Origin of the sequence: Variovorax saccharolyticus (assembly GCF_030316765.1) — a bacterium.
In the GTDB taxonomy this organism is placed as follows: domain Bacteria; phylum Pseudomonadota; class Gammaproteobacteria; order Burkholderiales; family Burkholderiaceae_C; genus Variovorax; species Variovorax saccharolyticus.
The window spans coordinates 253274-274015 of the sequence record NZ_JASZYT010000001.1 but is presented as its reverse complement, the minus strand read 5'-3'; the positions used below and the strand labels follow the sequence as shown (position 1 = coordinate 274015).

The 20742-nt window shown below is 69.2% G+C and carries 20 protein-coding genes; 11 read left to right on the top strand and 9 right to left on the bottom strand.

Annotation, left to right across the window (positions count from 1 at the left end):
• Positions 1 to 12: 12 nt before the first annotated feature.
• From QTI45_RS01405 to aroQ, 3 genes are all read right to left on the bottom strand, one after another.
• Complete coding sequence (locus QTI45_RS01405; protein ID WP_286371321.1) at positions 13 to 651, bottom strand: DNA-3-methyladenine glycosylase I; 639 nt, start codon at positions 649 to 651, stop codon at positions 13 to 15.
• A 61-nt stretch (positions 652 to 712) separates the two neighbouring features.
• Positions 713 to 1825, bottom strand: a complete 1113-nt coding sequence (locus QTI45_RS01400) for a mandelate racemase/muconate lactonizing enzyme family protein (protein WP_286371320.1) — start codon at positions 1823 to 1825, stop codon at positions 713 to 715.
• Positions 1822 to 2277, bottom strand: coding sequence for a type II 3-dehydroquinate dehydratase (gene aroQ / locus QTI45_RS01395; protein WP_286371319.1), 456 nt, complete (start codon positions 2275 to 2277; stop codon positions 1822 to 1824). The genes QTI45_RS01400 and aroQ overlap by 4 nt, the downstream gene beginning before the upstream one ends.
• 65 nt (positions 2278 to 2342) lie before the next feature.
• Here aroQ and QTI45_RS01390 point away from each other — a divergent pair, with 65 nt between their 5' ends.
• The 4 genes from QTI45_RS01390 to QTI45_RS01375 are packed head-to-tail and all read left to right on the top strand — an operon-like array spanning position 2343 to position 5704.
• A complete protein-coding gene (locus tag QTI45_RS01390) occupies positions 2343 to 3449 on the top strand; it encodes an S-(hydroxymethyl)glutathione dehydrogenase/class III alcohol dehydrogenase (RefSeq protein WP_286371318.1) in 1107 nt (368 codons plus the stop codon).
• Between the two features lie 7 nt (positions 3450 to 3456).
• Entirely contained in the window at positions 3457 to 4368 is a 912-nt protein-coding gene (locus QTI45_RS01385) for an alpha/beta fold hydrolase (protein WP_286371317.1), read from the top strand.
• Positions 4365 to 5234, top strand: coding sequence for an S-formylglutathione hydrolase (fghA, locus tag QTI45_RS01380; protein WP_286371316.1), 870 nt, complete (start codon positions 4365 to 4367; stop codon positions 5232 to 5234). Before QTI45_RS01385 ends, fghA begins: the two co-directional genes overlap by 4 nt.
• Entirely contained in the window at positions 5231 to 5704 is a 474-nt protein-coding gene (locus tag QTI45_RS01375) for a MarR family winged helix-turn-helix transcriptional regulator (protein WP_286371315.1), read from the top strand. Before fghA ends, QTI45_RS01375 begins: the two co-directional genes overlap by 4 nt.
• Before the next feature lie 19 nt (positions 5705 to 5723).
• Here QTI45_RS01375 and QTI45_RS01370 read toward each other — a convergent pair whose 3' ends face one another.
• The gene (locus QTI45_RS01370; protein ID WP_286371314.1) at positions 5724 to 6941 is read right to left on the bottom strand and encodes an aromatic ring-hydroxylating dioxygenase subunit alpha; all 1218 of its coding nucleotides are present in this window, start codon (positions 6939 to 6941) and stop codon (positions 5724 to 5726) included.
• Positions 6942 to 6961: 20 nt separating this feature from the next.
• Positions 6962 to 7957 carry a Bug family tripartite tricarboxylate transporter substrate binding protein gene (locus tag QTI45_RS01365; protein WP_286371313.1) on the bottom strand — a complete coding sequence of 332 codons (996 nt, stop codon included), beginning with the start codon at positions 7955 to 7957 and terminating at the stop codon, positions 6962 to 6964.
• 96 nt (positions 7958 to 8053) lie between these two features.
• On the opposite strand from QTI45_RS01365, the gene QTI45_RS01360 reads away from it, so the two are divergent.
• On the top strand, positions 8054 to 8662 hold the full coding sequence (locus tag QTI45_RS01360) for a 3'-5' exonuclease (RefSeq protein WP_286371312.1): 609 nt from the start codon (positions 8054 to 8056) through the stop codon (positions 8660 to 8662).
• 1 nt (position 8663) lies between these two features.
• Here the strand turns inward: QTI45_RS01360 and QTI45_RS01355 are convergent, their stop codons facing one another.
• Positions 8664 to 9167 carry a gluconokinase gene (locus QTI45_RS01355; RefSeq protein ID WP_286653320.1) on the bottom strand — a complete coding sequence of 168 codons (504 nt, stop codon included), beginning with the start codon at positions 9165 to 9167 and terminating at the stop codon, positions 8664 to 8666.
• A 91-nt stretch (positions 9168 to 9258) separates the two neighbouring features.
• Here QTI45_RS01355 and QTI45_RS01350 point away from each other — a divergent pair, with 91 nt between their 5' ends.
• The 3 genes from QTI45_RS01350 (at position 9259) to QTI45_RS01340 (ending at position 15236) form a co-directional block, all read left to right on the top strand.
• Entirely contained in the window at positions 9259 to 12459 is a 3201-nt protein-coding gene (locus tag QTI45_RS01350; protein ID WP_286653319.1) for an efflux RND transporter permease subunit, read from the top strand.
• A gap of 69 nt (positions 12460 to 12528) precedes the next feature.
• Positions 12529 to 13746 carry an efflux RND transporter periplasmic adaptor subunit gene (locus tag QTI45_RS01345; RefSeq protein ID WP_286371309.1) on the top strand — a complete coding sequence of 406 codons (1218 nt, stop codon included), beginning with the start codon at positions 12529 to 12531 and terminating at the stop codon, positions 13744 to 13746.
• Entirely contained in the window at positions 13743 to 15236 is a 1494-nt protein-coding gene (locus QTI45_RS01340; RefSeq protein WP_286653318.1) for an efflux transporter outer membrane subunit, read from the top strand. Before QTI45_RS01345 ends, QTI45_RS01340 begins: the two co-directional genes overlap by 4 nt.
• On the opposite strand, the gene QTI45_RS01335 is transcribed toward QTI45_RS01340, so the two are convergent.
• Positions 15187 to 16281, bottom strand: coding sequence for a PA0069 family radical SAM protein (locus QTI45_RS01335; protein ID WP_286653317.1), 1095 nt, complete (start codon positions 16279 to 16281; stop codon positions 15187 to 15189). The genes QTI45_RS01340 and QTI45_RS01335 overlap by 50 nt on opposite strands.
• 173 nt (positions 16282 to 16454) lie before the next feature.
• On the opposite strand from QTI45_RS01335, the gene QTI45_RS01330 reads away from it, so the two are divergent.
• Positions 16455 to 17240 (top strand): AP2 domain-containing protein, encoded by a 786-nt coding sequence (locus tag QTI45_RS01330; RefSeq protein ID WP_286653316.1) that lies wholly within the window; start codon positions 16455 to 16457, stop codon positions 17238 to 17240.
• A 175-nt stretch (positions 17241 to 17415) separates the two neighbouring features.
• Positions 17416 to 17772 (top strand): DOPA 4,5-dioxygenase family protein, encoded by a 357-nt coding sequence (locus QTI45_RS01325; protein WP_286371305.1) that lies wholly within the window; start codon positions 17416 to 17418, stop codon positions 17770 to 17772.
• A 13-nt stretch (positions 17773 to 17785) separates the two neighbouring features.
• Here QTI45_RS01325 and QTI45_RS01320 read toward each other — a convergent pair whose 3' ends face one another.
• Positions 17786 to 18442 (bottom strand): glutathione S-transferase, encoded by a 657-nt coding sequence (locus tag QTI45_RS01320; RefSeq protein ID WP_286653315.1) that lies wholly within the window; start codon positions 18440 to 18442, stop codon positions 17786 to 17788.
• Positions 18443 to 18546: 104 nt separating this feature from the next.
• On the opposite strand from QTI45_RS01320, the gene QTI45_RS01315 reads away from it, so the two are divergent.
• Positions 18547 to 19767, top strand: coding sequence for a polyhydroxyalkanoate depolymerase (locus QTI45_RS01315; protein WP_286653314.1), 1221 nt, complete (start codon positions 18547 to 18549; stop codon positions 19765 to 19767).
• Here the strand turns inward: QTI45_RS01315 and QTI45_RS01310 are convergent.
• Positions 19764 to 20678, bottom strand: coding sequence for a LysR family transcriptional regulator (locus QTI45_RS01310; RefSeq protein WP_286653313.1), 915 nt, complete (start codon positions 20676 to 20678; stop codon positions 19764 to 19766). The two genes, QTI45_RS01315 and QTI45_RS01310, sit on opposite strands and share 4 nt — an antisense overlap.
• Positions 20679 to 20742 lie beyond the last annotated feature (64 nt).

Sequence of the window (20742 nt, the reverse complement as noted above, 5' to 3'; positions counted from 1 at the left end):
CCCGCTTCAGCGTCAGCGCGGCAGCTTCAGGCCGACGCGCGCCTCGAGGGCGCCCTTGCGTGCGTGGCAACCTTCGACGTGGTCGTTGACCAGGCCCATGGCCTGCATGAAGGCATAGACCGTGGTCGGGCCGACGAAGCTCCAGCCGCGCTTCTTCAGGTCCTTGGACATCGCGATCGACTCGGCCGAGGTCGTGAAGGTCTGCAGGGCCGCATGGGTGATGCGCTTCGGCCGCGAAGCCGGATCGGGCTCGAAACCCCAGGCGTAGGCAGCCAGCGAACCGAACTCGCGGCGCAGTTCGATCACGCGCCCGGCGTTGTTGATCGCCGACTCGATCTTGCCGCGATGGCGCACGATGCCGGCGTCGGCCAGCAGCCGCTCGACGTCCTTCGGGCCGAAACGCGCCATGCGCTCGGCATCGAAGTCGGCGAAGCCGCGGCGGAAAGCCTCGCGCTTGTTGAGGATCGTGAGCCAGCTCAGGCCGGCCTGGAAGCCCTCGAGGCACAGCTTCTCGAACAGGCGCCGGTCGTCCGTGACCGGAAATCCCCATTCGCTGTCGTGATAGGCCTGGTAGACCGGCGTCGCGGCGCACCAGCGGCAGCGCCAGGCGCCGTCCTCGCCTTCGAAAAGGCCGGCTCGCTCGACGCTCATAAGGCGACCTCCGTGCTACGCACTGCGGTGCGAGCCCCCTTCGGAGCGGCCGGGCGGGGGCTCATGCCGCAGGCTTCCGGAACGACTGCCAGGCGGCGGCGGTCGGCGTGGTGCCGGCGCCGGGCTGCTCGGGCAGGCGGAAATGCCCGTCGACCACCTCGGCCGGCTCGGTGAAGCAGTCCTTGATCCACGGGATGTACTCGAGCACTTCGCAGGCCGGATGCGCGTAGCTCAGGTGCACGTGGACCTGGCTCATGTCGCCTGCGTGCGGCGCCACCGGCAGGCGGAAGGCATGGGCGGCCTCGCACACCTGGAGCACCTCGGTGATGCCGCCCATGCGGGTCACGTCGGGCTGCACCCAGTGGATCGCCTGCTGGGCGAAGAATTCGGAGAAGGCGTCGGCGGTGTAGAGCTGCTCGCCGAGCGCGACCGGAATGCGGGTGGCGCGGGCCAGCGCCGCGTGGCCCTTGACATCGTCGTACCACAGTGGCTCCTCGAACCAGAGCAGGTCGAAGGGCTCGGCGCCGCGGCAAAAGCGCAGGCAGGTGGCGAGATCCCACTTGCCGTTGCCGTCGATCGCCAGCGTGACGGACGGCCCGATGGCTTCGCGCACGGCCTCGATGCGCCGCAGGTCGCGGTCCACGCTCGAGCCGACCTTGATCTTGATGCCCGTGAAACCGTCGTCGACCGCACGCCGTGCGCCGTCGATCAGTTGTTCGTCGCCGATGCTGAGCCAGCCGATGTCGGTGTTGTAGGCCCGCACGCGCGGCCGCACCTGGCCGCCCAGCAGCTTCCACAACGGCACGCCGGCCGCCTTGGCTTTGAGGTCCCACAGGGCGATGTCGATCGCCGCCAGCGACAGCGTCGTGATGCCGGCCCGGCCGATCCATTGCAGCGCGGGGTTGCGCGCCAGTTTCTGCCAGAGGCGGCGCACTTCGCGCGCGTCCTCGCCGAGCAGCAGCGGGGCATGGCAGGTCGCGATGCAGCGGGTGATCAGCTGGTCGCCCGGCAGATCGGCGTGGGTGCCGGTGAAGCCGTGGCCGACGAGGCCGTCCTCGGTCTCGATCCTGGCACCGACGACGCCCCAGTGCGTCAGGGTGTGCGTGCTGTCGGCGATCTGGCTGCCGGTGACCGGCACGTGCAGGATGAAAGGCTCGACCGAGACGATCTTCATTTGATGTCGCTCACGCGCACCAGCGCCTCGATCGCGAGCGGATAGCCCTTGACGCCGAAGCCGACGATGATCCCGCGCGCCGCCGGCGAGACGTACGAATGGTGGCGGAACTCCTCGCGCGCATGCACGTTGGAGATGTGCAGCTCGACCAGCGGCACGCTGGCGCCCTTGATGGCGTCGTGCAGCGCGATCGAGGTGTGGGTGTAGGCGCCGGGGTTCATCACCACGCCGAGCATGCGGCCGGCGGCGACCTCGCGCCCGGCCTCGTGGATCCAGTCGATCAGCTGGCCTTCGTGGTTGGACTGCCGGCATTCGATCTCGATGCCGAGCGCGGCGCCGGTCTCCAGGCACATGCGCTCGACGTCGGCCAGCGTTTCGTAGCCGTACTGCGCGGGCTCGCGCGTTCCGAGGAGGTTCAGGTTCGGGCCGTTGAGGACGAGGATTTTCTTCATGACTTGGGTCTCCGAGTGCCGGGCATCTTATAGTGCCCGATTCCAGAACCGAAACCGCACAACCCATGAAAACCAAAGCCGCCGTCGCCTGGCAATCGGGCCAGCCCCTGACCATCGAAACCGTCGACCTGGAGGGCCCGAAGTTCGGCGAGGTGCTGGTCGAGATCAAGGCCACGGGCATCTGCCACACCGACTACTACACCCTCTCGGGCGCCGACCCCGAAGGCATCTTCCCGGCCATCCTCGGCCATGAGGGCGCCGGCATCGTGGTCGACGTCGGCCCCGGTGTCACCTCGCTCAAGAAGGGCGACCACGTCATTCCGCTCTACACGCCCGAATGCCGCCAGTGCAAGTTCTGCCTGAGCCGCAAGACCAACCTGTGCCAGCTGATCCGCGGCACCCAGGGCAAGGGCCTGATGCCCGACGCCACCAGCCGCTTCAGCCTCGACGGCAAGCCGATCTTCCACTACATGGGCACCAGCACCTTCAGCAACTACACGGTGGCGCCCGAGATCTCGCTGGCCAAGATCCGCGAGGACGCGCCCTTCGACAAGGTCTGCTACATCGGCTGCGGCGTGACCACCGGCATCGGCGCCGTGATCTTCACGGCCAAGGTGGAAGCCGGCGCCAACGTGGTCGTCTTCGGTCTCGGCGGCATCGGCCTCAACGTGATCCAGGGCGCGAAGATGGTGGGCGCCGACAAGATCATCGGCGTCGACCTGAACCCGGCGCGCGAGGCGATGGCACGCAAGTTCGGCATGACGCACTTCATCAACCCGAAAGACACGCCGAACGTGGTCGATGCCATCGTGCAGCTGACCGACGGCGGCGCCGACTACAGCTTCGAGTGCATCGGCAACACGCAGGTGATGCGCCAGGCGCTCGAATGCACGCACAAGGGCTGGGGCCGCAGCATCATCATCGGCGTGGCCGAGGCCGGCGCCGAGATCAGCACGCGGCCGTTCCAGCTGGTCACCGGCCGCAAGTGGGAAGGCTCGGCCTTCGGCGGCGCCCGCGGCCGCACCGACGTGCCGAAGATCGTCGACTGGTACATGGAGAACAAGATCAACATCGACGACCTGATCACGCACACGATGCCGCTGGAGGACATCAACAAGGGCTTCGACCTCATGAAGCGCGGCGAGTCGATTCGTGGGGTCGTTCTCTACTAGTGCCGCCATGACGCGCATGGAGCCGCTGCGAACGATCCGGGCCGGCGTGCTCGAGATCGCCTATTTCGAGACCGGCCCCGCCGACGGCCCGCCGGTGCTGCTGATGCACGGCTTCCCGTACGACATCCACAGCTACGCCGAAGTGGCGCCGATGCTGGCCGCCGCAGGCTGCAGGGTGATCGTGCCCTACCTGCGCGGCTACGGCGCCACGCGCTTCCTGGACGCCGCGACGCCGCGCTCGGGCGAGCAGGCGGCGCTCGGCGCCGACCTGCTGGCGCTGCTCGACGCGCTGGCGATCCCGCGCGCCGTGCTCGCGGGCTACGACTGGGGCGGGCGCGCGGCCTGCGTGGTGGCGGCGCTGTGGCCCGGACGCTGCGCCGGACTGGTCTCGTTCAACAGCTACAACATCCAGGACATCGCGAAGGCGATGCGCCCGGAGCCGGCCGAGAACGAGCACCGGCTGTGGTACCAGTACTACTTCCACAGCGAGCGCGGGCGAGCCGGGCTCGCCTCCGATCGGCGCGGCATCACGCGCCTGCTGTGGCGGCTCTGGTCGCCGACCTGGGCCTTCGACGAAGCGACCTTCGAGCGCAGCGCGGCAGCCTTCGACCATCCCGATTTCGTCGAGGTGGTGATCCAGTCGTACCGCCACCGCTTCGGCCTCGTACCCGGCGACCCGGCCTATGCCGACATCGAGGCGCGGCTCGCCGCTCAGCCGCCGATCGGCGTCCCCACCATCAGCTTCGACGGCGCCGACGACGGCGTGCGCCCCGTGAGCGACGCGTCGGCCCATGCCCACCGCTTCACCGGCCGGCGCTCGCACCGCGTCGTGCCCGGCGTCGGCCACAACATGCCGCAAGAAGTGCCGCGCGTGTTCGCCGACGCCGTGCTCGAACTCATCCTTGCATCGAACCCATGACAGACAGCCTCAAGACACTTTCCGAGCACCGCTGCTTTGGCGGCACGCTGCGCTTCCTCGAACACGAGTCGCGCGAGATCGGGCTGCCGATGCGCTTCTCGGTCTTCCTGCCGCCGCAGGCGGCGCACGGCCCGGTGCCGGCCGTGCTCTACCTTGCCGGCCTGACCTGCAACGAAGAGACCTTCATGGTCAAGGCCGGCGCCCAGCGGCTGGCGGCCGAACTCGGCCTGGCGCTGATCGCGCCCGACACCAGCCCGCGCGGCCCGGCGGTCGAAGAGATCGAAGGCGCGACCGCGAGCTGGGATTTCGGCATCGGCGCCGGCTTCTACCTGGATGCCACCGCCTCGCCCTGGGCCGCGCACTGGCGCATGGAAAGCTGGATCGTCCAGGAGCTGCTGCCGCTGATCGCGCAGCAGCTGCCGATCGATGCCGAGCGCATCGGCATCTTCGGCCATTCGATGGGCGGCCACGGCGCGCTGACCCTCGCGCTGCGCCACCCGGGCCGGTTCAAGTCGCTGTCGGCGCTGGCGCCGATCTGCGCGCCGACGCAATGCCCGTGGGGCGAGAAGGCCTTCGGCGGCTATCTCGGCGCCGACCGTGCCGGCTGGCTGTCGCACGACGCCAGCGCATTGATGCAGGCCCAGGCCTCGGCGCCCTACCCGCAGGGCATCCTCATCGACCAGGGCCTGGGCGACAAGTTCCTCGCCGAGCAGTTGCACCCGCAGCTGTTCGAGGCCGCCTGCGCCGCCGCCGGCCAGCCGCTCACGCTGCGCCGCCATGCGGGCTACGACCACGGCTACTACTTCATCCAGAGCTTCGTGGCGGACCATCTTGCGCATCACCGCGAACGCCTGAACGCGCGATGACCGCCACCCCCGCCTTCCTCTCCTTGCTGAGCTACGAGGTCAACAGCGCCTCGGACGCGCTGCGCCGCAGCGCAGCCCTTCGCTTCCGCCGCGAACACGACGTGAGCCTGATGGAATGGCGCACGCTCGCGCTGATCGAGCATCTGCAGCCGGTCACGCTGCGTGCCCTGACCGACTATTCGAGCACCGACAAGGCCCAGATCAGCCGCATCGTGAGCGCGCTGGTGGAGCGCGGCCTGGTCGAGCGGCGCGCCCACAGCACCGATGCCCGGTCGGCCGAGCTCGTGCTCACCGCGGCGGGCCGCAAGAAGGTCAAGGGGCTGGCCCGCACCGCGCAGCTGCGCGACCGCAGCTTCCGCGGCGAGCTGAACGCGCAGGAGGCCGACCAGCTGGTCGCCATGCTCCGCAAGCTCAAGGCCAAGGCGATCGCGATGATCGAGGAAGAGGATCAGGCGCAGGCCCAGGCCTAGCGCGACGGCGCACTGCCGCTCAGCGGCCCGGTTCCGCCGGCCGCGGATCGTGGAAGTTGCCGGCCTCGAAGCGCACCAGGTCGTCTGCGGGATCGAAGCCGACGCCGGCCGGGTCGCCGCCTTCGGCCACCACCTTCACCTGCTCTGCGACCAGTCGCCGCAGCAGCGCGATGCCGCGATCGCTGGTCGCGAGGTTCTCGTGCGAGTGCCAGGTGATGTCGCCCTGGCTCTTCTGCGCCTCGTAGTCGCCCGGGAAGCTGCGGTGCTCCTGCGGCGTGAGTTCGCTCCAGAGCTTGCCGCCCTGGCGCGACCGGAATCCCTTGAGCTCGCCGGCCGTGCGCACGCGCGCCACGGTGTAGATGCGGAAGTTCGTGTCGTCGATCGGCAGCACGAAGCCGAGCGACTCGACCCGCGCGTACTGCCCCACGCGCGGATTCGGCACCACCCGCCAGGTCGGCACGCAGGCCTCGGTCACGCGGCGGAAGACCGAGCCGTCGTCGAGCGTGCGCAGCGAGGTCACCTTGACGCCGCGCGGCGTGGTGTCGAAGCGGATCGTCGGCGCCCGCAGCATCGCGTCGGTGAACTGCGCGCCCGAGAAGCTGCCGTGCAGCACCATCACATGCCACGGATCGACCACGTTCTCGTAGTGCTGGAACCAGTTGCAATCGACGATCACCGGGCCGCCACCGCCGATGCTCTGGTCGTCTGCCTCCAGGAACTCGCCCTCCTCCAGGTTTTCGAAGGGCTCGAAACGCGGCAATACCGGCTGGCGCTCCGGCGGGCCCATGTAGGCCCAGATCAATCCGTAGCGCTCGGCCACCGGATAGGCCGGCTGCAGCATGCGGCCCACGCGGGTGCCGCCATCGGGCTCGCAGGGCTGTTCCAGGCACTGGCCGCCGGGGCCGAACTTCCAGCCGTGGTAGCAGCAGCGGATGCCGTCGTCCTCGACCTTGCCGTAGAGCAGGGAGGCGCCCCGGTGGGCGCAGCGCGGGTGCAGCAGGCCGGGCTCGCCGTTGCCGGCCCGGAACAGGATCAGGTCCTCGCCGAGCACACGGATCTGGCGCGGCGTGTCGCCGGCATCGCCGGCCAGGCCGACCGGATGCCAGTAGCGGCGCAGCAACTCGCCCATCGCGGTGCCGCGACCGGTGCGCACGAGTTCGTCGCGAATGACGGGCTCCGGCAGCTCATAGGCGCTGCGGATCGGAATGATGCGCAATGGTTCTTGCGGTGCGTTCATGGGGGATTCCTTCGGGTGCTTCACTCCGGCTCGACGCCGGCGGCCTTCATCAGCGCCAGCCATTGCGGCGCATCGCGCTTGTAGACCTCGGCCAGTTCCTCCGGCGTGCTGGCGATCGGGTCCTGGCCCTGGTCGAGCAGGCGCTGCGAGACATCCGGCGTGCGGATTGCCGCGACGAAGGCCTTGTTGAGGCGATCGATCACCGGCTTGGGCGTGCCGACGGGCACGTACACGGCCACGTAACCCGCGAGTTCGAAGCCCGCGAAACCCTGTTCGCCGAAGGTGGGCAGCTCGGGCAGGCCGCCCGAGCGGCGCGGACCGGTCATGCCGAGCGCCTTGATCGCATTGGCGCGCACCAGCGGCCGGGCACTGACCGGACTCGAGAAGGTGGTGTCGAGCACGCCGCCGCGCACGTCGCTGAGCGCGGCCACGTCGCCCTTGTAGGGCACGTGCTGCATCTCGAGCCCGTAGCGGGTGCGCAGCAGCTCGCCGAAAAGATGCGCCGACGAGCCCTTGCCCCAGGTGCCGTAGGAGATCGGGCGCTTCTGCGCCCTGGCCCATTCGGCGAACTCCTTCAGGTTGTTGTAGGGCGCCGTGGCGGGCCCGGCGAACATCACGCTGCCGAGCGAGACCAGCGTCACCGGGGCGAAGCCGGCCACCGGGTCGTAGGGCAGCTTCTTGTAGGCGCCGGCATTGTTGATGGTGGTGCTGCTTGTGGTGACCAGCACCGTGTAGCCGTCGGGCGCCGACTTGGCGGCGGCATCGGCGCCGACGATGGTCGCGGCGCCGGGCTTGGCGTCCACCACCACCGGCTGGCCGACCTCGACCGCCACCCGGTCGGTCATCGCGCGCACCGCGACGTCGATCGCGCCGCCCGGCGAGAACGGAACGATCACGCGGATCGGCTTGGCCGGAAAGGGCTCCTGGGCCCAGGACGCCGGCCAGGCGCCGGCCGCCATCGCCGCCGAGAGCAGGCGGAGCGCATCCCTGCGTCCGCCGTCGAATGTGTGGTGCATCGCGTCTGTCTCCGTGGGTTCTTATATTGTTGATGCTATCAACGATATCGGGGAACGTCAACGAAGCACAATCGACTCCCCCGACCGGCCATCCGAATGAAGAACACCCTCCCGCCCCTGCCCGAACGCGAAGACATCGCCCAGCTCGAACCCTTCGAAGGCCTGGGCCTGGATGCCATCCGGGTGGTCGCCACGGCGCAGGACGCGGCGGACGCCGAGGCGGCGCTGCGGGCCAGCCGCGTGGTCGGCTTCGACACCGAATCGAAGCCGACCTTCGCCAAGAACGAAGTCTCGGGCGGACCGCACGTGCTCCAGTTCGCCACCCGCGACCAGGCCTGGCTGTTCCAGTTGCACCGCAGCGAATTCCACGACACGCTGGCGGCGCTGCTCGGCAGTGCCGAACTGGTCAAGGCCGGATTCGGCCTGGCGAGCGACCTGAGCCTGATCCGCCAGCGCTTCGGCATCGAGCCCCAGGGCGTGCTCGACCTCGACAGCGAATTCCGCCGCCGCGGCTACCGCCGTTCGGTCGGCGTGAAGACCGCGGTGGCGCTGGTGTTCGAGCGCCGCTTCGTCAAGTCGCGCAAGGCGACGACTTCGAACTGGGCCAACCGGCAGCTGACCGACGCCCAGCTGCGCTACGCGGCCAACGATGCCTACGCGGCGATCCGCGTCTTCGACGCTTTGGGACTGGACGCCAGCACCTGATTCAGGCCTTCGGAAGCCAGGCTCGCACCTGGGCCACCAGTTCGGCCATCGGGGCGGTGGCATCGACCGCCAGCACGCCCGCTTCGCCGACCGGCGACTCCAGCGTTGCGAACTGGTTGGCGACCAGGCTGGCCGGGAACATGTGCGCGCCGGCGCGCGAGGCCACGCGGCGTTCGGACTCCTCGCGGGTCAGTTCCATGAAGACGAAGCGCAGGCCCGGCACCGCCGAGCGCAGGCGCTCGCGGTAGTCGCGCTTCAGGGCCGAGCAGGTCAGGACCGCGCCCTGGGGCCGGGCGGCCAGTTCCCGGCCCAGGGTCGCCAGCCAGTCCGCGCGGTCGGCGTCGGTGAGCGGGATGCCGGCGCGCATCTTGCTGACATTTTCGGCCGGGTGAAAGTCGTCGCCCTCGATCAGCGGCAGCGCGCAGGCCTGCGCCAGCGCGGCGCCGAGGCTCGACTTTCCGCAGCCGGAAACACCCATCACCACCATCCAGACCATCGTCGTCATTGAGGGAACGTAAAGCTTAGGCATTCACTCCATTGTGTGTCCATCTCTACTTATGATGGCGGACTTCGCTCAAAAGTAACAAGTCGTTTCCATGGTACAGCTCGCCCTGCGTCGTCCGTACACCTTCATCGTGATGGCGATGCTGATCGTGCTGGCCACGCCCTTCGTGCTGCTGCGGATGGCGACCGACATCTTTCCGGAAATCAACATTCCGGTGATCAGCATCATCTGGAATTACGGCGGCCTGCCGGCGCAGGAGATGGGCCAGCGCATCGCCGGCCAGACCGAGCGCAGCCTGACCACCACGGTGAGCGACATCGAGCACATCGAGTCGCAGTCGCTGGCCGGCGTGACCGTGATCAAGGTCTTCTTCCAGCCGACCGCCAACATCGAGACCGCGATCGCCCAGGTGGTGGCCTCGATGCAGACCCAGGTGCGGCAGCTGCCGCCGGGCATCACGCCGCCGCTGGTGATCAAGTACTCGGCCTCGAGCATCCCGGTGATCCAGCTCGCGCTGTCGAGCCCGACCCGGCCCGAAAACGCGCTGTTCGACGCCGCGATCAACCAGCTGCGGCCGCAGCTCATCACGATCCCCGGGGTGGCGGTGCCCTTCCCCTACGGCGGCAAGAACCGGTTGATCTCGGTCGACCTCGACACCCAGGCGCTGCAGGCGCGCGGGCTGTCGCCGGCCGACGTGGTGAATGCGGTCAATGCGCAGAACCTGATCCTGCCCTCGGGCACGGCCAAGTTCGGCGCCACCGAATACAGCGTGCGCCTGAACGGCTCGCCCGAGGTGCTGGCCGGGCTCAATGACCTGCCGGTGCGCACCGCGGCCGGCGCCACCATCTACCTGCGCGACGTCGCCAACGTGCGCGACGGCTTCTCGCCGCAGACCAACGTGGTGCGCCAGGACGGCGTGCGCGGCGTGCTGCTGTCGGTGCTCAAGAACGGCGGCGCCTCGACGCTGGACATCGTCTCGAACCTGCGCGCGATGCTGCCGGTGGCGGCCCAGGGCATGCCGTCGGACATCAAGGTGACGCCGCTGTTCGACCAGTCGGTGTTCGTCAAGGCCGCGGTGACCGGCGTGGTGGCCGAGGCCGTGCTGGCCGCCGCGCTGACCGCCGCGATGGTGCTGCTGTTCCTCGGCAACTGGCGCAGCACGTTGATCATCGCGCTGACGATTCCGCTGTCGATCCTGGCCTCGATCCTGGTGCTCTACGCCTTCGGCCAGACCCTGAACCTCATGACGCTGGGCGGGCTGGCGCTGTCGGTCGGCATCCTGGTCGACCAGGCGATCGTGACGATCGAGAACATCGAGCGGCACCTGCACATGGGCACCGAGCTGAACCAGGCGATCCTGGTCGGCGCCGGCGAGATCGGGCCCGCCGCCTTCGTCTCGACCTTGTGCATCTGCATCGTGTTCGTGCCGATGTTCTTCCTCTCGGGCGTGGCCAAGTTCCTGTTCGTGCCGCTCGCGATGGCCGTGGTCTTCGCGATGCTGGCCTCCTACCTGCTGTCGCGCACGCTGGTGCCGACCCTGGTGATGCTGCTGATGGGCGACCATGGCAAGGCCGCAGCCGATCCGAGGCCCAGCCTGCTGCAGCGCGTCTACCGCCGCTTCGACCGCCGCTTCGAGCGCGTGCGGCGGGCCTACACGCTGGTGCTGTCGGCACTGCTGGCGAAACGGGGCCGCTTCATCGCGCTGTTCCTGGGCTTCTGCCTCCTGTCGTGCCTGCTGTATCCGGTGCTCGGGCGCGACTTCTTCCCCGGCGTGGACGCGGGCCAGATCCGGCTGCACATGCGCGCACCCACCGGCACCCGCATCGAGGAGACCGCGCGGCTGGCCGACGAGGTCGAGGCGGCGATCCGCGAGCTGATCCCCAAGGACCAGCTCGAGACCATCCTCGACAACCTGGGCGTGCCGAACAGCGGCATCAACCTGTCGTACAGCAACGCCGGCACCATCGGCACGCTCGACGGCGAGATCCTGCTGTCGCTGCGCGACGGCCACCGGCCGACCGAGGAGTTCGTCTCGCTGCTGCGGGCCGAACTGCCCAGGCGCTTCCCGGGCACCGAATTCTTCTTCCAGCCGGCCGACATCGTCACCCAGATCCTCAACTTCGGCCTGCCGGCCGCGATCGACGTGCAGTTCGGCGGCAACGACGTCGCCGGCAACGCGGCGCGCGCGGCCGAGCTGGTGAAGGAGATCCGCAAGATCCCGGGCGCGGTCGATGCGCATGTGCACCAGCGGCTCGACGGTCCCGGCCTCAACCTGCAGATGGACCGCACGCGGCTGCAGCAGTTCGGATTGACCGCGCAGAACGTCGGCCAGAACGTGCTGATCGCGCTGTCGGGCAGCTCGCAGACGCAGCCGGCCTTCTGGCTCAACCCGCAGAACGGCGTGGTCTACAACATCGCGGTGCAGACGCCGCAGTACGCGGTCGACTCGCTCGATTCGCTGCTCAACCTGCCCATCGGCGCCGGCGGCAGCGGCAGCGCCGGCGCGCCGCCGCAGCTGCTCGGCAACCTGGTGGAAGCGCAGCAGGGCCGGCAGCCCGCCGTGGTCTCGCGCTACAACATCCAGCCGGTGGTCGATGTCTATGTCAGCGTGCAGGGCACCGACCTCGCGAGCGTGGCATCGAAGGTGCAGGTGCTGGTCGACGAGATGCGGCCGAAGCTCTCGCGCGGCAGCCAGGTGACGATCCGCGGCCAGGTCCAGACCATGCAGAGCTCCTTCATCGGACTGGGCGTCGGGCTGGCGATGGCGATCGTGCTGGTGTACCTGCTGATCGTGGTCACCTTCCAGTCCTGGCTCGATGCCGCGATCATCATCACCGCGCTGCCCGCGGCGCTGGCGGGCATCGCCTGGATGCTGTTCCTCACCGGCACCACGCTGAGCGTGCCGGCGCTGACCGGCGCCATCATGACCATGGGCGTGGCGACCGCCAACAGCATCCTGCTGGCGGCCTTCGCGCGCGAGCGGCTGGCGGCCGGCATTCCGCCGCTGTCGGCCGCGCTAGAAGCCGGCGCCACCCGCATCCGCCCGGTGCTGATGACCGCGCTGGCGATGATCATCGGCATGATCCCGATGGCGCTGGGCATCGGCGAAGGCGCCGAGCAGAACGCGCCCCTGGGACGCGCGGTGATCGGCGGCCTGCTGTTCGCGACCGTCTCGACACTGTTCTTCGTTCCGGCCGTCTACGCCGAGATCCACAGCCGCCGCGCGCACCGCCAGGCGGCGCGCGATGCGGCCGCATCCCATTCGCTCGGGGCCGCGCCCCAGGAGACCTGAGTCCATGAATGCAGCGCTGGGCCGCCCCAAGCAAGTTCGCACCGCAGTGCGGAGCACGGAGGTCAACCCATGACCGAGCAACGCCACGCGGCGCTGGGCATCCACCCGATCGCCGCCGATGAAGATGGGGGCCACGACGACCTGCCCCGCCGTCGCCAGATCGTGCGCAGCACCCGCATCGCGGTACTGGTCGTGCTGGCCCTGCTGGCGATCGGCGCCGCCCGCACCGTCTATGTACGCACCGCCAATGCCCGCGCGCTGGAAGCCGGCACCGCCGAGCGCGCCACCCAGTATGTCAAGACCGCCCTGCCGCAGACCGCGGGCAGCGGCCAGACGCTGGCCTTGCCGGGCACCTTGCAGGGCTTCACGCAGTCGCCGATCTCGGCCCGTGCCAGCGGCTACCTGAAGCGCTGGACCAAGGACATCGGCAGCCGCGTCGAGAAGGGCGAACTGCTGGCCGAGATCGAGACGCCCGAGATCGACCAGCAGCTGTCGCAGGCGATCGCGGCCCGCCAGCAGGCGGCCGCTGCGCTCGAGCTCGCGAAGAGCACGGTGGCCCGCTGGGAGGGGCTGCGCAAGAAGGACGTGGTCTCGCAGCAGGACCTGGACGAGCGCCGGGGTGCGCTGGCCCAGGCCACGGCCAACCTCGCGGCGGCGGACGCCAACGTGCAGCGGCTGCGCCAGACCGAGGGCTTCAAGCGCGTGCTGGCGCCCTTCGCGGGCGTGATCACGCGCCGCAATGTCGATGTCGGCGACCTGATCGACGCCGGTGCCGGCAATGGCGGGCGGTCTCTTTTCCAGCTCGCCCAGACCGATCCGCTGCGGGTCTACATCAACGTGCCGCAGGCTTACGCCCAGCTCGTGAAGGAAGGCCAGCCGGTGGTGGTGACCCAATCCGAACTGCGCGGCCAGAGCTTCAAGGGCCAGGTGGCGCGGACCTCGGGCGCGATCGACGCGAGCACCCGCATGATGCAGGTCGAGGTGGCGCTGCCGAACCGCGACGGCGTCCTGCTGCCGGGCGCGTACGTGCAGGTCTCGCTGCCGCTGACGCCGAGCCGGGCGCTCACGATCCCTGCCAATGCGCTGCTGTTCCGCGCCGAAGGCACGCGGGTCGCGGTGGTCGACGCCGAGGGCAAGGTCAGGCTGCGCGGCATCAGCCTCGGCCGCAACTACGGCGAGACCGTCGAGGTGATCGACGGCATCACGGCCGCCGACCGGCTGGTGCTCAACCCCTCGGACTCGCTGGCCGAAGGCGACGTGGTCACGGTCGCGAAGGAGCCGGCGTGAGCCTCTGCAGGCTGTCTATCGCCGGCGCGGTGCTGCTGCTGGCCGGCTGCGTGGCCGGGCCCGACTACCGCAAGCCGGAGGTCGAGGTGCCGGTCAGCTGGCAACTGGAGCAGCCCTGGCGCCAGGCCGCCCCCAGCGACGCCGAACCCAAGGGCCCGTGGTGGCTGCGCTTCGGCGATCCGCAGCTCGACGCGCTGCAGCAGAAGGCGCTGGCCAACAGCCCGACGCTGGACCTCGCGAGCGCCCGGCTGGCGCAGGCGCGCGCCACGCTGGCGGGCAGCGAAGCCGGCCGCTACCCGCAGGTGGGCCTCGGCACGCGCGCCTCGCGCTTCAAGATCTCGGCCAACCGGCCGCTCACCAACTACGCGACCAACAATTTCTCGACGGTTCAGAACGACTTCGCGCTGACTTTGATCGCCAGCTACGAACTCGACCTCGCGGGCCGGGTGCAGCGTTCGGTGGAAGGCGCGACCGCTTCCGCCGCTCAGTCGGCGGCCGACCTCGAGAACACCCGGCTGCTGCTGACCGCGGACCTGGCCACGGCGTACTTCAGCCTTCGCGCGACCGATCTCGAGCTCGATGTCGTTGCCCGCTCGATCGAGGTGCAGCGCCGGGCGCTGCAGTTCGTCACCGACCGCCACGAAGGCGGCGCGGTGTCGGGCCTGGACGTCGCGCAGCAGCAGGCGCTGCTCGACAACACGCTGACCCAGGTCGACCTGCTGAAGCGGCTGCGCTCGCAATTCGAGCATGCGATCGCGACCCTGACCGGCACGCCGGCGCCGAACTTCTCGCTGGCGCCGGACATCAGACCGCTGTTGCCGCCGCCGATTCCGCTCGGCGTTCCCTCCGACGCGCTCGAGCGCCGGCCCGATGTCGCGGCCGCCGAACGCGCGATGGCCGCGGCCAATGCGCAGATCGGCGTCGCCACCGCGGCCTTCTACCCGAGCGTCAGCCTGCTTCCGACCGGCGGCGTCGACAGCCGCAGCCTGTCGACCCTGTTCGATGCCCAGAGCGTGCTGTGGTCGATCGGCGTCTCGGCGACGCAGACCCTCTTCGACGGCGGCCGTATCCGCGCCAATGTCGACTTCACGCGCGCCGGCTACGAGGCGACCGTGGCCAGCTACCGCCGCGTGGTGCTGACCGCGATGCAGGAGGCCGAGGACGGCATCACCGGCCTGGCGGCGCTGGAGCGCGCGGCGGCGCAGTCGCAGACCGCGGTGGCCAGCGCGCGCCGGGTGCTCGAGATGTCGGCCAGCCGCTACGAGGGCGGCGCCACCACCTTCCTCGACGTCATCACGGCCCAGCAGGCGCTGCTCAACATCGAGCGCCAGTCGGCGCAGTTGTCGGGCCAGCGCATGCTCGGATCGGTGTTCCTGGTGAAGGCGCTGGGCGGCGACTGGTGCGGCGTCGAGCCGCGTGGCGGCGCGGGCAACGAGGACGCTAGAACAGGCTGCCCTGCCCCGCTGCGCCAGGTGGCCGGAACGCGCTGAGATCGAGCGCGATCCGCTCGCGGTTGAAGCCGATGCGGCGCGTCGCCTTCTCGAAGCGCTGGCGGATCAGTTCGGCCCACAGGCCGCTTCCCTTCATGCGGGTCGCGAAGTCGGCGTCGTAGTCCTTGCCCCCGCGCATCTCGCGGATGCGCGCCATGATGCGATCGGCCCGCTGCGGATAGTGCAGCTCGAGCCACTGCTTGAACAGCGGCGCCACCTCCCACGGCAGCCGGATCACGGTATAGAAGGCGCAGCGCGCGCCAGCCTCCCAGGCGGCTTCGAGCACCTGCTCCATGTCCTCGGTGACGAAGGGAATCTGCGGCGCCACGCTGACGCCCACCGGCACGCCGGCATCGGCCAGGGTTCGCAGCGTCCGCAGCCGGCGGTGCGGCGCGGCGGCGCGCGGCTCGAGCTTGCGCGCGAGATCGCCGTCGAGCGTGGTGATCGTGACGTAGACCGCCGCCAGCCGGTCGGCCGCCATCGGCGCGATCAGGTCGAGGTCGCGCTCGACCGCGCTGGACTTGGTCACGAGGCCGAAGGGATGGCGGGTCTCCTGCAGCACTTCGATCACCGAGCGCGTGAGCCGCAGCTCGCGCTCGATCGGCTGGTAGCAATCGGTCGCGGTGCCGATCGCGATCTGGCTCGGCCGGTAGGCCTTGCGGCCCAGTTCGGTGCGCAGCACGTCGGCGATGTTGCGCTTGGCGATCAGCTTGGTCTCGAAGTCCAGGCCCGGCGACAGGTTGAGGTAGCTGTGGGTGGGCCGGGCGAAGCAGTAGATGCAGCCGTGCTCGCAGCCCCGATACGGATTCAATGAACGGTCGAAGGGAATGTCGGGCGAGTCGTTCTCGCTCAGCACCGATTTCACGTCCTCGAAGCGGACCTCGGTCTGCAGCGGCTGGAGGCCCTCGGCTTCGGCCTCGCCCTCTTCCAGCGTGCCCCAGCCGTCGTCGAAGGCGTCGCGGACATCGCGCTCGAAGCGATGCGGCAGGCGCGTCGCGGCGCCGCGGCCCTTGAGGGCGTGGACGGGGATGAAGGTGTCGGCCATGGCGACTCCGATACTGGATAAAACAACAGTATTTCATGTTTTGCGGATCTGGCAGCAACCAACTGCAACGTTCACTGGAAGTTTCTCCCGCGTGATTCAGCGCGTGCCCGCAGACACCCTGGCGACCGCCCTCTGAAGATTCGAGCGCACAAGAATTTCAGGAGGAGAGTCCCATGCGGTCGATGTATGGAATCACGCGCGGCGGCCGCGGCTGGAGGGTCGAGCTGAAGCGAGGCGGCGTCACGCTGTTCAAGCGCTTCACCTTCAAGATGCACCAGGGCGAGGAGGCTGCGCTGCTGCGGGCCCGGGTCTGGCGCGATCAGATGATCAAGAAGCATCCCCCCGTGCCGCGGCGCCAGAGGGCCGACATGCTCCGCCGCAACAACAGCTCGGGCATTCCGGGCGTGACCTGCCGCACCGGCACCGAAGGCGAGCCCCGTTACTGGATCGTCCAGACCTACATCGGACCAGGCGCAGTGCTGCGCAAGTGCTTCAGCGTCGGGCGCTACGGCCCGGACGCCAAGCGGCTGGCGATCGCCGAGCGCCAGTTGCACCTGCGGCAGATGGCCGGGCTGGCACGGGTGCATCCGGATGAAGCCTGGCTGCGTGCAGCGCCACGACGGCCGCTGCCGCCGGACTGCCCCGCACCCAAGACAGCCAGAGAGCTACTGCGCAGCACGAACAGCAGCGGCATTCCCGGCGTCTTCCATCGCCGGTCCGGGCCGACGGACCCGGGTCGATGGATCGCCTCGACCCGGTCGAAGAAAGGGCCTTCCTTCCACCAGTCGTTTTCGGTCGCGAAACATGGGGATGCCGAAGCGAAGGCGCTGGCCATCGCGGCGCGCCGGATGCAGCTTCGGAAAGCGACCAAGACCGCGGCGGAACCACCCGCAAGGACCCGGCAGCGGCGCGGAGCGCAGTCGGGGCCACCTCGCCATGCCGCCGGAGGCTTGTCTTGAACACGCGTCGCGCCCTGCTCGATGCGCTCGAATGCGCGGGCGCGATCCTGTGGCCGTGGGTGCTTTGCGGACTTGCCTACTTGCTGTTCCTGGCCTTCGACTTCAACTGACGCCGCGAACTCGCTTGACGCTCTCAGGCCCCGAGCTAAGCTGCAGCCTTTCGAGCCAACCCGCCATGCCCCGCCGCCCCGAGAACCTCTACCCCCAGTACCACGCCCACCTCTACTTCGGCCCCGACACGCTCGCCCAGGCGCGCCGCATCGCCGAAGAAGCCGGGCGCGAACTGCTGGTCGTGGTCGGACGGGTGCACGAGAAGCCGGTGGGTCCGCATCCGCGCTGGAGCTGCCAGATCGCCTTCGACGCCGCCGAGTTCGACGAGGTGATCGCGTGGCTGGAGGCCCATCGCGGCGGGCTCGACGTCTTCGTGCACGGCCTCACGGGCGACGACTACAAGGACCACACCGCGCACGCGATGTGGCTGGGCAACGAGTGGCCGCTCGAACTGGGCATGTTCCAGCGGCCCGCCCAGTGAGCCGCCGGCGGCCTCAGAACTCCGCATCCAGTTCGTCGATCTCCTCGGGCTCCTGCTTGGCCGCCTTGATCCACTCCTGCATCGCCGGCAGTTCGATGATGCGCTTGCAATAGGCGGCGCAGACCGTGTCGAGCGTCACGTCGTAGGTGATGAAGCGCGTCACCACCGGTGCATACATCGCATCCGCGATGCAGGGCTGCTTGCCGAACAGATAGGGCCCGCCATAGGCCTTCAGGCATTCGCGCCAGATCGCGACCACGCGGTCGATGTCGGTCTGGGCGCGCGACCAGATCTTAAAGTTCGGGAACCTGGCCTTGACGTTCATCGGCAGCGAACTGCGCATCGAGCTGAAACCCGAGTGCATCTCGCCGCAGATCGCCCGGCAATGGGCCCGGGCCTTGGCGTCGGCTGGCAGCAGGCCGGCCTTGGGCTTGATCTCGTTGAGGTACTCGCCGATCGCGAGCGTGTCCCAGACCTTCACGCCGGCGTTCTCCAGTGAAGGCACCAGCATCGAGGACGACAGCAGCAGCATCTCGGCCTTCATCGCCGGATCGTCGGGCGGGATCACCTTCTCGCTGAAATCCAGCCCCGCGAGCCTGCACATCAGCCAGCCGCGCAACGACCAGGCGCCGTAGTTCTTGCTGCTGATGGTGAGGACGGGTTTGGGCATGGAAACGCTCCTGGGCTGCCGGATCGGCTCTGGATCCGTGCAAGCCCTGTGCCAGAACAGTGCGCCGCCCCCGCCTTGGCCCGCAACTTGCCTGCAGACAGCGAATGCTGTACCGGGCCTATCAAACCAACACCGACCTGCTTTCGCCGTCCCGGCTCGCTGCCCAGTTCCTCGGCAGCGGCGCGTGGCAGGCCACCAGGCCGGACCGCAGCGCCGGGCGCCGCATCGCGGCCGCGCTCGATGTCTATGCCCACATGCGGCTGACCCACACGCGGCCCGACTACGGCATCGAGAGCGTCATGAGCGAGGGCGAGGAAGTGGCGGTGCGGGAAGAAGTGGCGCTGGTCGCGCCCTTCGGCACCCTGCTGCACTTCAGCAAGAACACCAGGACGGTGCAGCCCAAGGTGCTGCTGGCCGCACCACTGTCGGGCCATTTCGCGACCCTGCTGCGCGAAACGGTGCGCACCCTGCTGCGCGACCACGACGTCTACCTGACGGACTGGCACAACGCCCGCGACGTGCCGCTGTGGAACGGCGGCTTCGGCCTCGACGACTACACGCTGCAGATCGTGAGCTTCCTCGAGGCGATGGGCCCGGGCGCCCACATGGTCGCGGTCTGCCAGCCCTGCGTCGCCGCGCTGGCGGCGACCGCGCTGATGGCCGAGGACGACAACCCCGCGGCGCCACTGAGCCTGACCCTGATGGCCGGCCCGGTCGACTGCCGCATCAATCCGACGGCGGTGAACAAGCTCGCCACCGATCGCCCGATCGGCTGGTTCGAGCGCAACCTGATCAGCCGGGTGCCCTGGCCGCATGCCGGGATGATGCGGCGCGTGTACCCGGGCTTCCTGCAGCTCAGCGCCTTCATGAGCATGAACCCGGACCGCCACAAGGAGCAGTTCAAGAAGCTCTACCGCCATCTGGTCGAGGGCGAGTTCGAGCAGGCGGCGACGATCCGCAACTTCTACGACGAATACCTGGCGGTCAACGACCTGCCGGCGGAGTTCTACCTGGAGACGGTGGAACGCGTGTTCCAGACCTACGACCTGCCGCGCGGCGAGCTCACCGTCGGCGAGCGCAGGGTGAACCCCGCCGCGATCCGCCGCACCGCGCTGATGACGGTCGAAGGCGAACGCGACGACATCTGCGCGGTCGGCCAGACCGTGGCGGCGCAGGACCTGTGCACCAGCGTGCGCCCCTACCTCAAGACCCACCACCTGCAGGCCGGCGTCGGCCACTACGGCGTCTTCAGCGGCAGCAAGTGGAACACGCAGATCTACCCGCGGGTGCGGGAGATGATCCACACGGCGCAGGAACTGCACTAGGCCACGGGCGGCACCAGCGCCTGCCGCAGATGCCCGATCAGCGCCTGCGACACCACGTTGCGCATCGGCCCCGGCAGGTAGACCAGCACGACGCGGCGCTCGATGGCGGGCCGGGTCAGCGGCAGAACCGCCAGGTCGTCGTCGCGCAGCGAGGAGGTGTAGAGCTTCGGCATCAGCCCGAGCGCGAGCCCGCCGCGCACCAGGGCATAGAGCGTTTCCGCATAGCTCACGCGGTAGGGCTCGGCGCCCTGCGCGAACTGGGCGCGGGCCGGATCGCCGAGGGCCGGCATGCTGCCGCTCTCGAACAGCACCAGGCGCTCGCCGCCGATGGCCTCCCAATCCGCAGCGCCGGCCGCGGCCAGCGGATGGTCGCGCCGCACCACCAGCACCAGCGGATCGCGGAACAGGTCGACGCAGGCCAGCCCGCCGGGCGGCTCGGTGATGGCCGCAACCGCCAGGTCGAGCTGGCCGCTGCGCACTTCGGCCAGCAGTGTGTTCGACGGTGCATCGCGCCAGGCGAACTCGATGCCGGGCGGGGCGTCGCCGCCGATGAATTCGGCCACCGCCGCCGCGACCCGGGCACTGGCCGAAGGAATCACGCCGATGCGCACGAACGCCCGCCCGCGCTGCACCGTGCTCTCGATGTCGCGCAGGGCGACCTCGAAGGTGTTGACCAGGTAGTCGGTGCGCGCCAGCACCTCGGCACCGATGGGCGTGAGCTCGAGCCGATGGGTCGAGCGGGTCAGCAATTCGGCGCCCAGCAGTTTTTCCATCTGCTTGATCGCGTTGCTCAGCGCCGGCTGGGTGATCGACAACCGCCGCGCGGCGCGGCCGAACTGGCCCTCCTGCACCAGCACCGAGAAGCACTGGAGCTGGCGCAGCGTCAGGGCACGAAGGGGCATGGAAGGCATGGGCCTTGGTTATCGATCGAATGAATGAAATTATAGAAATTCAAAATTTTCCTTATTTCACCGC

What these genes read in the sequence shown, in the direction of transcription:
- QTI45_RS01405 (WP_286371321.1), bottom strand. Translation starts at nt 651, where the DNA reads ATGAGCGTCGAGCGAGCCGGCCTTTTCGAAGGCGAGGACGGCGCCTGG.
- QTI45_RS01400 (WP_286371320.1), bottom strand. Translation starts at nt 1,825, where the DNA reads ATGAAGATCGTCTCGGTCGAGCCTTTCATCCTGCACGTGCCGGTCACC.
- aroQ (WP_286371319.1), bottom strand. Translation starts at nt 2,277, where the DNA reads ATGAAGAAAATCCTCGTCCTCAACGGCCCGAACCTGAACCTCCTCGGA.
- QTI45_RS01390 (WP_286371318.1), top strand. Translation starts at nt 2,343, where the DNA reads ATGAAAACCAAAGCCGCCGTCGCCTGGCAATCGGGCCAGCCCCTGACC.
- QTI45_RS01385 (WP_286371317.1), top strand. Translation starts at nt 3,457, where the DNA reads ATGACGCGCATGGAGCCGCTGCGAACGATCCGGGCCGGCGTGCTCGAG.
- fghA (WP_286371316.1), top strand. Translation starts at nt 4,365, where the DNA reads ATGACAGACAGCCTCAAGACACTTTCCGAGCACCGCTGCTTTGGCGGC.
- QTI45_RS01375 (WP_286371315.1), top strand. Translation starts at nt 5,231, where the DNA reads ATGACCGCCACCCCCGCCTTCCTCTCCTTGCTGAGCTACGAGGTCAAC.
- QTI45_RS01370 (WP_286371314.1), bottom strand. Translation starts at nt 6,941, where the DNA reads ATGAACGCACCGCAAGAACCATTGCGCATCATTCCGATCCGCAGCGCC.
- QTI45_RS01365 (WP_286371313.1), bottom strand. Translation starts at nt 7,957, where the DNA reads ATGCACCACACATTCGACGGCGGACGCAGGGATGCGCTCCGCCTGCTC.
- QTI45_RS01360 (WP_286371312.1), top strand. Translation starts at nt 8,054, where the DNA reads ATGAAGAACACCCTCCCGCCCCTGCCCGAACGCGAAGACATCGCCCAG.
- QTI45_RS01355 (WP_286653320.1), bottom strand. Translation starts at nt 9,167, where the DNA reads ATGACGACGATGGTCTGGATGGTGGTGATGGGTGTTTCCGGCTGCGGA.
- QTI45_RS01350 (WP_286653319.1), top strand. Translation starts at nt 9,259, where the DNA reads ATGGTACAGCTCGCCCTGCGTCGTCCGTACACCTTCATCGTGATGGCG.
- QTI45_RS01345 (WP_286371309.1), top strand. Translation starts at nt 12,529, where the DNA reads ATGACCGAGCAACGCCACGCGGCGCTGGGCATCCACCCGATCGCCGCC.
- QTI45_RS01335 (WP_286653317.1), bottom strand. Translation starts at nt 16,281, where the DNA reads ATGGCCGACACCTTCATCCCCGTCCACGCCCTCAAGGGCCGCGGCGCC.
- QTI45_RS01330 (WP_286653316.1), top strand. Translation starts at nt 16,455, where the DNA reads ATGCGGTCGATGTATGGAATCACGCGCGGCGGCCGCGGCTGGAGGGTC.
- QTI45_RS01325 (WP_286371305.1), top strand. Translation starts at nt 17,416, where the DNA reads ATGCCCCGCCGCCCCGAGAACCTCTACCCCCAGTACCACGCCCACCTC.
- QTI45_RS01320 (WP_286653315.1), bottom strand. Translation starts at nt 18,442, where the DNA reads ATGCCCAAACCCGTCCTCACCATCAGCAGCAAGAACTACGGCGCCTGG.
- QTI45_RS01315 (WP_286653314.1), top strand. Translation starts at nt 18,547, where the DNA reads ATGCTGTACCGGGCCTATCAAACCAACACCGACCTGCTTTCGCCGTCC.
- QTI45_RS01310 (WP_286653313.1), bottom strand. Translation starts at nt 20,678, where the DNA reads ATGCCTTCCATGCCCCTTCGTGCCCTGACGCTGCGCCAGCTCCAGTGC.